Genomic DNA, 12,277 nt, shown 5'->3' on the forward strand with positions numbered 1-12,277 from the left:
CGGGCCTCCAAAAGGAGACGTGCCGGCCTTTTGCTTGTCTCGGGTCAATGCAGCGGGTTCGTCCATTTTCATCCTGGGTTTTGCGTGAGCGCCTTTACAGGGGAGTTTCGTGTTCCTGGAGCATGCTTGAAAAAGCTCGGGCAGCCGGAGAGAGCGGACGCTGAGCACGCTTAAGCAGATATAGCGGCCTGCGAAAACTCTTTGCCCCGCCGATGTTCATGGTAGCCAGACGTCCCAAGGCGAGCAAGTCCTGCACGACAACCGCTGGCAGCATCGCCACCCCAAGGCCCTGCGAGACCGAGCGTGCAATACCCTCGTTGCTGCCAACTTCGATCAGATGGTTCCACTGCACTCCCTCGGCTTGCATGAGTCGTTCGGTGACCTCACGCGTGCCCGAGCCGGGCTCGCGGACCAGCCACCGTGCGGCCGAAAGCGTAACAGAATCCACAGCATCGACGCCTGCCAACGGGGTTTCGGGCCCAGTGACCAGCACGAGCGACTCTTCCCGCCAGTGCAAAGAGCTGACACCCGGGTCGGTCACCCCGCCCTCCACCACTGCTATATCGACTTCGCAGTCGAGCAGACCCTGACTGATGGCGGCGGTATTGCCTACTACCATCTGAAGCTCGATGTCCGGAAACCTGTTTGCGTACATGGCAAGGTGTGTGGGAAGCCAATAGCCTGCCACCGTAGTGCTAGCACCCACTGTCAGGGCGCCCTTTTTAATTCCGGTCCGGGCACCCAGATCATCAAGCGCAGCCCGCTCCAGCGCAAAGATTCCCCGGGCGTGTTCGTATAAGGCGCGGCCTGCCTCTGTCAGGCGTAAACCGCTCTTTGCACGCGCACCACCGCGTTCTATCAATGCCAGCCCCAGTTGACCTTCCAGTTCTCGGACGGCCTTCGACGCCGCAGACTGGCTGATGTGCAGGAGCTCTGCCCCGCGAGAAAAGCTGCCGCTTGTGGCAACCGTGAAAAAAATTCGAGTCAGATGAAGATTGAGTCGCATCACACACCCCATGAGTTTTACTCATGAAAATGGGAAAAATGGGTATTGGACTCATATTACTGGAAACTATAAGCTTACGCCCGAGAGTTTTACATATCCAAGGCCATTTCATGACGCAGTCGGCAGCAGCTTCACCACAACCCGCCCTCCTCAGCCAACCGGGTCTTGTTCCCGGACTTGTCCTTACCTTCGCACTTGCAGCCGGCAGCACAGGGTTGGCGAAATTGCCCTGGTTGTCGAGCGCGGGCTTGAGTGTGCTGACCTTGGCCATTATCCTGGGCATGCTCGTCGGGAACACAATCTTCCCTTCATTCGCGGATCGCGCCGATGCGGGCGTTGATTTTTCAAAGAACATCCTGTTGCGCACAGGCATTGTTTTCTTCGGCTTCCGCATCACGTTCCAGGATATTGCGCAAGTGGGTTGGGCCGGAGTTGTCATCGCTGCGCTTATCGTTGGTGGTACCTTCCTGTTGGCCGTAGTTCTGGGAACAAGGGTTTTCCGGCTGGATAAGCACACGGCAATGTTGATAGGTGCAGGAAGCGCCATATGCGGTGCTGCAGCCGTCATGGCTACTGAACCTGTGGTTAAAGGCAAACCGCAGCAGGTTACTGTTGCGGTCGCAACAGTGGTGATATTTGGCACATTGGCCATGTTTGCCTACCCGTTCCTTTTTTCGCTTTCAGGGCTCGACGATCTGGCATTCGGTGTCTATATTGGTTCCACCGTACATGAGGTTGCCCAGGTGGTCGCCGCCGGTGCAGCAGTCAGCGAACATGTAGCCGCGACGGCGGTAATCGAAAAAATGATTCGGGTCATGATGCTTGCCCCGTTCTTGCTGGTGTTATCGGTGATTGTGTCGCGCAATCAGTCCACGGCGTCGAATCGACGCATCGTCATCCCCTGGTTTGCCGTTCTTTTTATTGTTGCAGCCGGAGTCAATTCGTCGAATATTTTGCCTGCATCGCTGGTAGAAGGCATTTTGCACATAGACATGATGCTGCTGGCCATGGCCATGGCTGCACTGGGTCTGCGCACGCGATTCGCTTCATTGCGACAGGCAGGCCTGCGACCCATCCTGCTTGCAGCGACATTGTTTGCATTCCTGGTGGTCGGCGGCTTGGGGATCAACGTTGCGGTAAGTTCGCTGCTAGCCTGATTCCGGCTGCCTTTACGCAACTTTGAACATGTACCCCTGTTTGCGGAACTCTTCGAGCCGGTTATATAGGGTTTTGGGGCTGATTCCCAGGGCCATGGCGGTTCGACGCTTGTCGCCACCATAATAATCCAGGGTGGCCATGATTACGGCACGCTGTGCTGAATCAAGGGGTGTTCCAACCGAAATCTTGAGCAAGCCGTGCTTTACATCGGGCAGACGCGGCTGGACATTGGCGCTTAGCTGAGGTATCTCGACTTCGTCGTCGGCCAGGATAAATGCCCGCGTGACGGTGTTTTTCAACTCGCGGATGTTGCCCGGCCAGTGATAGCTTTCGAGCTGGAACAAGGCGTCGGGTGCAAATACCTTTTTTGTGCCTTCCTGCTCGTTAAGTTCGTTGAGAAAACGCTGCGCCAGGTAGGGAATATCGCTTTTACGTTCACGTAAAGCAGGTACGCGCACTGGAAATACCGCCAGACGATACAACAGGTCTGAACGGAAGGTATGGGCCTGGACGGCCGCCTTGGGATCACGGTTGGTGGCCGCGATAATGCGCACATTCACTTTTTTTTGCTCGGTACCGCCGACACTGAAATAGCTGCCGTTTTCGAGGACGCGCAGCAACTGGACCTGCACCGATAACGGCATTTCGGTAATTTCATCCAGAAACAGCGTGCCCATGTGAGCACGCCCGAAACAGCCTTCGGTACTGGTGACTGCTCCGGTGAAGCTTCCTTTCTCGTGGCCGAAAAGTTCACTTTCGGCCAACGATGGACTGATCGCGCCACAGTTGACCGCAACGAATGGCTGCTTGCGACGCGAGCTTCTGTCGTGAATGGCACGCGCCACAACCTCTTTACCGGTGCCGCTTTCACCTATGATCAAGACACTGGCAGAGGTGGGTGCCGCTTTGACAATTGCTCTGGCCAGCCGAAATGCTCCTGCAGAGTGACCGAGAAACCGTGAAGTTTTTATCATGAGTGAAGCCTGATTTCGAGCAAAAATGGAGCATTGTCGCCCCGCCTTCCGGTGGATGGTATGTCGAATGGTAAAACGTTACTGCTATTAAGAAAATAAGTATTAGTCAGGTAAACGTAACATTTCATACGTTACGAGTTGAATCCCGCCCAGCCCATGACAAGCCGAAGCAGGTGCGCCACGAGCGCAAGCGCTGCGACACCGATGGCCCAAAGAACTGCCATCCACCCCACGCGGCTGGCCCAGCGCCTTCTGCCACCCTGAAGATCGCCCATCAGTGATAGCCCTCGCCGTGCCTCACTTTGCCACGGAAGACATAATATGACCACCCGGTGTACATCAGGATAATGGGCATTATCAGCAGCGCCCCTACCAATGCAAAGCCCTGGCTTTGCGGCGGGCCGGAAGCATCCCAGATGCTGATGTCCGGCGGTATGATGCTGGGCCAGATACTGATGCCCAGTCCGCTATAGCCTAGAAATATCAATATCAGGGTAAGCACGAACGGCCCGGCGTGGGGTTTTTGGCCGAGCATTGCCAGCAAGTAGTATGCCGAGACGGCTACGAGTATGGGTACAGGTGCAAACCACAACAGATTCGGCATACTGAACCAGCGTTCACCAATTGCCGGATGCGCAACAGGCGTCCACAAGCTGATCACCACAATGACGCCGAGCAATGTAAAGGTCAAGGGCCGCGCCAGCGCGCGCATGCGGTCATAAAGCAGGCCTTCAGTCTTGAAGATCAGCCACGTGCAACCCAACAAGGCATACGCAACAATCAGACCCAGACCGGTAAAAATGGAAAATGGATGGATCCAGTCCAGCGCTCCACCGGCATACGCGCGGTCGACGACGGGCAAACCGTCGATATAGGCACCCAGCACCACGCCTTGAAAGAACGTCGCGCAAAAAGAGCCAAAAATAAAGGCCTTGTCCCACCAATGCCGTTTATCGGCACCTGCCTTGAATCGAAACTCGAAAGCAACTCCGCGAAAAATCAGCCCCAACAGCATGAAGATCAAGGGCAACATGAAGGCATGAAGGATGACGGCATACGCCAGAGGAAACGCCGCAAGCAGCCCCGCTCCCCCCAACACCAGCCAGGTTTCGTTACCGTCCCACACGGGGGCAACCGTGTTCATCATCACGTCGCGGTCGTGCTCATCGGGCATGAACGGAAATAATATGCCGATTCCAAGATCGAACCCGTCCATGATGACGTACATGAGGATTCCGAAAAGAATGATAATGGCCCACAAAAGTGGAAGATCGATACCCATCCTTATCCCCTTTCCTGGTTGGCCTTGCTGTGCTCGGCCGCGGAAAGCGGTCTGGCAGGCGTACGATGCTCTCCTGGCCCCCCTTCCTGCGGCTCATGCCTGAGCGGGCCGGTGCGTATCAGTCTCAGAATGTAGACAATACCCGCACCGAACAGAATGAAATACACGATAATGAACAGAACCAGCGTCAGGCCCACCTCGGCGGCATTATGAGGCGTGACGGCATCGGCCGTTCGCATCAGTCCATGAATAATCCAGGGCTGTCGCCCGATCTCGGTGGTATACCAGCCTGCGAGTATCGCCACCAGGCCGCTGGCACCCATGCAAAGCGCAAAGCGATGCAACCCCCGCTGCGCATATAAAGTGCCACGCCATCTGGCCACGGCACCCCACAGCGCCAGGGCGATCATCAACAATCCCAGCCCGACCATGATGCGGAACGTCCAGAACACGACTAATGAATTGGGGCGATCTTCGGGTGCGAACTCTTTCAGGCCCTTGAACTGACCACGCCAGCTATGCGTAAGGATCAGGCTTCCCAAATGCGGCACATTGACCGCGAACCGGGTGCGTTCCTCTTCCATGTCGGGCCAGCCAATCAAGGTCAGGGGTACCGCTTCGCCCGGCTTGTTTTCCCAATGCCCCTCGATGGCGGCTATCTTGGCCGGCTGGTGTTCAAGAGTATTCAGTCCGTGAAAATCTCCCACGACTGCCTGCAATGGCGCAACAAACAGCAGCATCCACATGGCCATCGAGAGCATCTTGCGTACAGCCGGATTGTCATTACCCCGCAACAAGTGCCATCCGGCGGACGCGGCGACCATTAAGGCCGTTGCCAGGTAGGCAGCTAGCGTCATGTGGATCAGCCGGTACGGAAAGGAGGGGTTGAGGATCACGGCGAACCAATCCACTGGTATTACCTGATTATTGACGATCTCGTAACCCTGCGGTGTGTGCATCCAGCTATTGGAAGCCAGGATCCACGTGGCTGATATCAGGGTACCCAGTGCCACCATTACGGTAGAGAAAAAATGCAGCCCGGGGCCCACCCGTTTCCAGCCGAATAACATTACGCCCAAAAAACCGGCTTCCAGAAAAAATGCGGTAAGAACCTCGTAAGCCAGGAGCGGGCCGGTTATGCTGCCGGCGAAATCAGAGAACGCGCTCCAGTTGGTTCCGAACTGATAGGCCATGACAACGCCCGAAACCACTCCCATACCGAAATTCACTGCGAAAATCTTGATCCAGAAATGATAAAGATCGCGATAAATGACGTTGGCAGTGCGCAACCAGCAGGCCTCGAGTACAGCAAGATAGCTGGCGAGCCCGATGGTGATGGCGGGAAAAATAATGTGGAACGAGATGGTGAAGCCAAATTGAATGCGGGACAACATCAAGGCATCGAGTTCCATTCCTGCGCTCCTGTAGGCGATAGAGACTGGTGTCAGTGCATGCTGGCAGGCCGACTGACTTACACACGCAAGACAACGTCGACAGCCAATCCCTGGGCCACACTATAGCGCCACTTTTCCTGGCAAACCAGACAACAGGCTCCTTTTGTAGATTTACTGGGCATTTGAGCGCCTCGGTCGCTCATGGGCATGTTGCTTGCCGCTGCACGTTGCAATGAAGGAGGCCATATGGCAGCAATGACGAACCTGGCCACGGTCGGAGGTCAACTGCGAGGCGCCGTCGCGTTCCCGCGGCGGCACGGCGCTACAGCACATGACCTCGCATCTCAGGATGCCCTGACCGAAAAGCTCGCCGCGATCCTCGGGCTTTCGTATTGGCAGAACTATCAGCCCGATGTTTCGGCAATCGTTAATGACGTTTATTACGTGCCTGCACACACACTGGTGCGATCCCGTTTACCTGAAGCCACCGACGCTTACATTCAAGCCATCGTGGATGACTTTCACTTGTTCGGAGGAGTCGTTCCTTACGAGTTCGTCGCTACAAAGTCGATCACGCACAGCCTGTTGCACGACGGCTCTGTGGCGCCTGAAGGATGGAGTCGGGAATTTGGTCGCGAAGTCGCTTCAGACACTCTGGCAGGCTTCACTGTCTTCACGATTTCCGAGGCGCGCATTGCGGGCGCACGGCTACTGGCACTAGGCCCGGCACGCATCAAGCCGGTTCAGGCCAGTGGAGGCCGTGGGCAGACCGTGGTGCACAATTTACGCCAGCTCGACGAGGCACTGGCGCAACAAGACGACAGTGAACTGGCACGGTGGGGATTGGTGCTGGAAGAGCACCTTAGCAATGTGGAAACCTTGAGCGTTGGCCAAGTTTGCATCGATGGGCTGACAACATCATATGTAGGTACACAATCACTGACGCCCGATAACGAAGAGCAGCTGGTTTATGGGGGGTCCACTCTGTTATGTGTACGCGGCAGCTATGACGAACTGTTGAAGCTTCGCTTGGCGCAACGGTATCGTCAGGCTGTATGCATGGCACGACATTACGATGCAGCCGCCCAACGCTGCTGGCCCGACCTGCTGGCATCCCGGCGCAACTACGACGTGGCTCTGGGAACGAACGCGCAGGGCCTGACCAGGATGGGCGTACTTGAACAAAGCTGGCGTGCCGGCGGGGCCAGCTTTGCAGAAGCGTGCGCATTGCAGGCCTTTCAAAACTCCGAACAACTGCTCGCCGTACAGGCTGCAACATTCGAGCGTTACGGCGCGTCTTTCGAGGCCCCCGCGCATGCACAGGTGGTCTACCGCGGCGATGACCCTGCCACAGGATTCATCACAAAATACGGCTTGATTGAACCCTATGGGAACCCTCAGTGAAACTGTCATGATCCCTGTCGAAGGACAGCAGATAGCAGGGACATTTCTTGAACCGTCCAACAAAGTCCCCGGAGTGCTCTTTGTCCATGGCTGGGGTGGCAGCCAGGATTTTGACCTGCGCCGGGCACGCGGGCTAGCCGGTCTGGGCTGTGTGTGCCTGACATTTGACCTGCGCGGGCACGCCGCCACACTGGAGCAGCAGCGAAGGGTTTCACGAGAGGACAACCTGCGGGACGTAATTGCCGCCTACGATCTGCTGGCCGCACACCCGGCCATCGACACTTCTGCCATCGCGGTTGTAGGCAGCAGCTACGGTGGTTATCTGGCCGCCATCCTGACCAGCCTGCGGTCGGTGAGGTGGCTGGCCTTGCACGTTCCCGCCTTATACCAGGACGACCAATGGAACTTGCCCAAGCGTCAGCTCAATCGCAAGAGCCTGGCCAAGTATCGGCTGGCCACAGTCGGTCCGAACGAGAATCGCGCCTTGGCTGCCTGCCGGCGATTCAAGGGTGATGTGCTGATTGTCGAAGCCGAACACGACGACTTCGTTCCCCATTCCACCATCATGAACTATCGGGCTGCTTTTCGGGAAGCACATTCGCTGACGCACCGCATGCTCGATGATGCGGACCATGGACTGACTCGCAAGGAGGCTCAGCGCTCGTACACGTCCATCTTGCTCAACTGGGCGACCGAAATGGTGGTCGGCGCACGCATTTCGTCGGGCCGGGTATGAAATTTGCCTGGTCAGGCGACATCAAGTCTGATGGAGCATTGCATGCCAGAAGGAACCGGGCAGACAGTCAAGGTATTGACCGTCAACGTACATAAGGGCTTTACCATATTCAACCGGCGCTTTGTCCTGAGCGAACTTCGCGATGCGATTCGCAGTACGGCTCCTGACATCATTTTTTTGCAGGAAGTTCTGGGTGAACACCACCGGCATGCTGCACGCCTTCATGGATGGCCCACCACTTCGCATTACGAGTATCTTGCCGACAGCATCTGGTCAGATTTCGCCTATGGGCGAAACGCCGTGTATCCGGCAGGCCATCATGGAAACGCGGTGCTTTCCAAATACCCTATCACCACCTACGATAATCACGACATCAGCGTCAGCCGTCATGAAGCCCGCGGACTATTGCACTGTGTCCTTGAGGCACCCGGAAATGGCTTGCGCCTGCATGCTGTGTGTGTGCATCTTGGCCTGCGCGAAACCCATCGCAGACGCCAACTGAGCAGCTTGTGCGAATTGGTGCGCAGCACCGTTCCCGAGGGCGAGCCGGTCATAGTTGCCGGCGATTTCAACGACTGGCGGCTAAAGGCAGGAAGACACCTGCGCGACTGCGGTCTTGTCGAGGTTTTCGCGCAGGCCGGTGGTCTGCCCATCCGCACCTTCCCGGCACGCTGCCCATTGTTGAGGCTCGACCGCATCTACGTCGGCAACGTGGCCGAGGCGCGTCCCGTCCCCATGGCGAGGCGTCCCTGGAACGGACTTTCAGATCATTTACCCCTGGTTGCGGAGGTGATCGTATGAACAGCCCATGGAGGGACGGCAACGAGTTTTTGCTGCTGGAAAATGGAGAAGCCTACTACCCGCGAGTCTTCGAGGCGATTGCCAGTGCCAGGACGGAAGTGCTCATAGAAACCTTCATACTTTTCGATGACAAGGTTGGTCGCGAACTGAGGAAAGTCGTCATTGACGCTGCGAACCGCGGCGTTCAGGTCGACATCACCGTCGATGGCTATGGCTCCGACACATTATCCGAAGAGTTCATAAAAGGCCTTGCAGACGCCGGGGTACGGTTGCATGTCTTCGATCCCCGGCCGCGCTTGCTGGGCGTACGGACCAACTTGTTCCGACGCATGCATCGCAAGATCGTCGCCATAGACGGCGAGATCTCCTTTATCGGAGGCATCAACTTTTCCATCGACCATCTTGCTGAATTTGGTCCTATGGCCAAGCAAGATTACGCCGTCGAGGTGCGTGGACCTCTGGCTACGGACATCGCCAACTTTGCACGCGGCATGTTGAAGGCGGCAAGGGTCGGGCGCCGCAGATGGCGTCGGCCGTCCCGTCTGGCTCCGCCAACCGGAGATGCCAGCGGGCGCCTGATCGTCCGGGATAACGATGCCAACCCGACAACCATCGAAAATGCGTATCGCGTAGCAATTCGTGCAGCGAGCACAGATGTCCTCATTGCCAATGCGTATTTCTTTCCCGGCTATCGTTTGCTGCGTGAGCTGGTCAATGCAGCGAAGCGTGGAGTAAAAGTGCGGCTGATCCTGCAAGGGGAGCCAGACATGCGTTTTGCTCAAAAGGCAGCCGAAATGCTTTATGACTACCTGGAATCGGCCGGAGTACAGATTTACGAGTATTGCGACCGCCCCCTGCACGGGAAAGTGGCTTGCATCGATGGTCAATGGTCAACTGTGGGGTCCAGCAATCTCGACCCTTTCAGCCTTGCCTTGAACCTCGAAGCCAATGTCATCATTCATGATCGGACCTTCAACAGGGTGCTTCGGGATAATCTCGAACAATTGATCGCGAATCACTGCCGCAGGATCGCAGAGCCCCGGGCTGAAAGAGGACGACTGCAGCGTCCATGGACCAGCGTTCTGGTGTTTCACTTTTTACGGCGGTTTCCAGCCTGGGCAGGCAGCCTGCCTGCTCATAAGCCACGGCTGGAAACAGTGAGTGTGGACACCATTACCGACGACGGCACCCAGGAGCCGGCATGACTTCACAATTTGCCCGAGCGACATTAAAACGGATTCGATGGCCGCTTGTTACCAAGGCTTTGACCGCCATCATGGTCGTTGCCGTCATCATCCTCCTGTTCAACCTGGCCCGTAAACTGGACTGGGGAGAAGTGTTGCAGTCAGCCCGCGGCATAGGCGCTCCCACGTTGGCACTCGCCATGGGCATAGCGATAGTTGGTCACCTGGTTTATACAACCTTCGACCTGCTGGCCAAGCGGTACGCCGGAACGCCGCTGCCCTTCTGGAAGGTAATGGGCATCTCGTCGCTCAGCTATGCCATGAACCTCAACCTGGGTGTACTGGTTGGAGGCGTAGCCATACGGTTCCGTCTGTATCATCGGCTTGGTGTTCGCGCGGCCATTGCAGGCAAAGTCGTTGCCTTCAGTACCCTGACCAACTGGATTGGATATGGGTGGCTGGCTGGCCTGCTTTTCATGATCGGTGCCGTACCTCTGCCTGGCAAATGGGATATTGGAAGTACCCTGCTGCAGCTCATAGGCCTGGGAATGGTTGCAGCAGTACTTGTATACCTGGCCATGTGTGCATTTTCGAAACGCCGGTCCTGGACGTTGCGGCGCCATCGTATCGAGCTGCCCCCTGTAAAGCTGGCTCTGGCGCAATGCGGTCTGGCCGCCGTCTCGTGGTCACTGATGGGCGCAATAATTTATATTCTTTTAGGGCAACAGGTTGAGTACACAGCCGTTCTGGGGGTTTTGCTTTTTTGCAGCATTGCGGCGGTGATTGCGCATATACCGGGAGGATTGGGCGTAACCGAAGCGATATTCGTCGGGGCGCTTGCAGGTACTATACCCGCCCACGAGGTTCTGGCTGCAGTACTGACCTATCGCATCGTCTATTGCATAGTACCCCTGACCCTCGCGTTGCCCGCCTATCTGATCACCGAAGCGCGCCTTCGCGGAACCAGACCGCAGCCCAAACGCGGAAAGTCGGTCAAGCGCAGCGACCTCGCCGAATCGCGGCAGATCGCTGCGCCCTCTCGCTAGTTTTGTCCGGGCATGAATGGAGATGAACATGACAACTCGCAAAACCCAGCCGGAGTCTGAAATCCAGCAAGACGATACGCGTCGAGAAGAGCAAAAGAGTCACGGCACGCAACAGAACCGAAGCAAGAAGGACGGTCACACCAGCCAGATCGGCTCCGGTCAGGATCAACAGAGCAATCGACCGCAGGGGCCGAAAGGGACGGGTCACTGACCGGAGGATATCCGTTGTTCTGAAGGCAGTTCGGCCGGCATGTTATTTGCTGGCCGATGGCAGATCTATCTTTTTAAGAGGACGAACTTATGGCTCGCGTCATCTGGAAAGGCGCCATTGCCTTCGGCTTGGTAAACGTCCCTATTGTTCTTCATGCCGCCACCCGCGTCACACGACTGGATTTCGACTGGATCGATAAGCGGGACAACGCCCCGGTCGGGTATCAACGCATCAACAAACGGACCGGCAAGCCCATCGACAGCGAACATATCGTCAAAGGCTACGAATACGAAAAAGGTGATTACGTCTTTCTGAGTGACGAAGATTTCAAGCGCGCGAATACGGCGGCCACCCAGTCCGTGGATGTGCTCAGCTTCGTCAAGGCCGATGAAGTTCCCCTTTACTATTTCGACACGCCCTACTACCTGGCTCCTGACAAGCGAGGCGCAAAGGGCTATGCTCTTTTTCGCGAGGTACTGAGGAAAAGCGGCCTGATCGCCCTCGCATCAGTAGTCTTGCACACGCGACAGTATCTCGCCGCAATTCTGCCTTTGGATGACGTCCTGATGCTTGTGACCATGCGGTATGCAGACGAGATCCGCGACGCCGGGGAGCTCGACATTCCGACGGGCAAGGAAAGCGCGCCAAGCGCTCGCGAAATGGAAATGGCGTCCCGTCTGCTCGAAGACATGACTGCCCCGTGGGACCCGGAACTATATCGCGATGAATATCGCGACGACCTGATTGCGACCATCGAGGAAAAGATCGAATCGGGACGCACCCATGCAGTGGACGAAACGGATTCCCCGCCCAGACGGCAATCCGGAAAAGTGATTGATCTCATGTCTATGCTGCAGCGCAGCATAGATGAACGCAAGGATTCATCCCGAAAATCAACGGGCACCGGAAAAAAATCCGAAAACCGGCCGGCACGAAAGACGAGCAAGACCGCAAGCAAAAAATCGGCGGCCAAAAAGTCGTCCTCCAGCCGGAAAACCGCATCGACTACAGCGCGCAAGAAAAAAAGCGCCTGACATAACGCCACCCGCCTCGCCACCCGCCCGGGTTGCGCAGCTGCACG

Annotated in this window: 13 protein-coding genes; 8 read left to right on the forward strand and 5 right to left on the reverse strand. The window is 56.6% G+C overall.

Annotation, left to right across the window (positions count from 1 at the left end):
* Positions 1-94 precede the first annotated feature (94 nt).
* On the reverse strand, positions 95-1,006 hold the full coding sequence (locus Q1J88_RS03625) for a LysR family transcriptional regulator (protein WP_301116132.1): 912 nt from the start codon (positions 1,004-1,006) through the stop codon (positions 95-97).
* A gap of 110 nt (positions 1,007-1,116) precedes the next feature.
* On the opposite strand from Q1J88_RS03625, the gene Q1J88_RS03630 reads away from it, so the two are divergent.
* Entirely contained in the window at positions 1,117-2,163 is a 1,047-nt protein-coding gene (locus tag Q1J88_RS03630; protein ID WP_301116133.1) for a YeiH family protein, read from the forward strand.
* Positions 2,164-2,175: 12 nt separating this feature from the next.
* On the opposite strand, the gene Q1J88_RS03635 is transcribed toward Q1J88_RS03630, so the two are convergent.
* The 4 genes from Q1J88_RS03635 to Q1J88_RS03650 form a co-directional block, all read right to left on the reverse strand.
* Positions 2,176-3,138 carry a sigma-54 dependent transcriptional regulator gene (locus tag Q1J88_RS03635; RefSeq protein WP_301116134.1) on the reverse strand — a complete coding sequence of 321 codons (963 nt, stop codon included), beginning with the start codon at positions 3,136-3,138 and terminating at the stop codon, positions 2,176-2,178.
* 131 nt (positions 3,139-3,269) lie between these two features.
* Positions 3,270-3,413 (reverse strand): DUF2474 family protein, encoded by a 144-nt coding sequence (locus Q1J88_RS03640; protein WP_301116135.1) that lies wholly within the window; start codon positions 3,411-3,413, stop codon positions 3,270-3,272.
* Positions 3,413-4,420 (reverse strand): cytochrome d ubiquinol oxidase subunit II, encoded by a 1,008-nt coding sequence (cydB, locus tag Q1J88_RS03645; protein ID WP_301116136.1) that lies wholly within the window; start codon positions 4,418-4,420, stop codon positions 3,413-3,415. Before cydB ends, Q1J88_RS03640 begins: the two co-directional genes overlap by 1 nt.
* Positions 4,421-4,422: 2 nt before the next feature.
* Positions 4,423-5,832, reverse strand: coding sequence for a cytochrome ubiquinol oxidase subunit I (locus Q1J88_RS03650; RefSeq protein ID WP_301116137.1), 1,410 nt, complete (start codon positions 5,830-5,832; stop codon positions 4,423-4,425).
* Between the two features lie 228 nt (positions 5,833-6,060).
* Here Q1J88_RS03650 and Q1J88_RS03655 point away from each other — a divergent pair, with 228 nt between their 5' ends.
* From Q1J88_RS03655 to Q1J88_RS03685, 7 genes are all read left to right on the forward strand, one after another.
* Positions 6,061-7,218 carry a DUF3182 family protein gene (locus Q1J88_RS03655; RefSeq protein WP_301116138.1) on the forward strand — a complete coding sequence of 386 codons (1,158 nt, stop codon included), beginning with the start codon at positions 6,061-6,063 and terminating at the stop codon, positions 7,216-7,218.
* Complete coding sequence (locus tag Q1J88_RS03660) at positions 7,202-7,954, forward strand: alpha/beta fold hydrolase (RefSeq protein WP_301116139.1); 753 nt, start codon at positions 7,202-7,204, stop codon at positions 7,952-7,954. The genes Q1J88_RS03655 and Q1J88_RS03660 overlap by 17 nt, the downstream gene beginning before the upstream one ends.
* Positions 7,955-7,996: 42 nt before the next feature.
* Positions 7,997-8,755: an endonuclease/exonuclease/phosphatase family protein gene (locus Q1J88_RS03665; protein WP_301116140.1), complete on the forward strand. Its 759-nt coding sequence runs from the start codon at positions 7,997-7,999 to the stop codon at positions 8,753-8,755.
* On the forward strand, positions 8,752-9,960 hold the full coding sequence (gene clsB, locus Q1J88_RS03670; RefSeq protein WP_301116141.1) for a cardiolipin synthase ClsB: 1,209 nt from the start codon (positions 8,752-8,754) through the stop codon (positions 9,958-9,960). Before Q1J88_RS03665 ends, clsB begins: the two co-directional genes overlap by 4 nt.
* Positions 9,957-10,985: a lysylphosphatidylglycerol synthase domain-containing protein gene (locus Q1J88_RS03675; RefSeq protein ID WP_301116142.1), complete on the forward strand. Its 1,029-nt coding sequence runs from the start codon at positions 9,957-9,959 to the stop codon at positions 10,983-10,985. The genes clsB and Q1J88_RS03675 overlap by 4 nt, the downstream gene beginning before the upstream one ends.
* A gap of 28 nt (positions 10,986-11,013) precedes the next feature.
* Positions 11,014-11,196, forward strand: coding sequence for a hypothetical protein (locus Q1J88_RS03680; protein WP_301116143.1), 183 nt, complete (start codon positions 11,014-11,016; stop codon positions 11,194-11,196).
* A gap of 89 nt (positions 11,197-11,285) precedes the next feature.
* Positions 11,286-12,230 carry a Ku protein gene (locus Q1J88_RS03685; RefSeq protein ID WP_301116144.1) on the forward strand — a complete coding sequence of 315 codons (945 nt, stop codon included), beginning with the start codon at positions 11,286-11,288 and terminating at the stop codon, positions 12,228-12,230.
* The last annotated feature ends 47 nt before the right edge of the window (positions 12,231-12,277 follow it).

The sequence above is a fragment of the Pusillimonas sp. genome, assembly GCF_029263785.1.
Taxonomy (GTDB): domain Bacteria; phylum Pseudomonadota; class Gammaproteobacteria; order Burkholderiales; family Burkholderiaceae_B; genus Pusillimonas.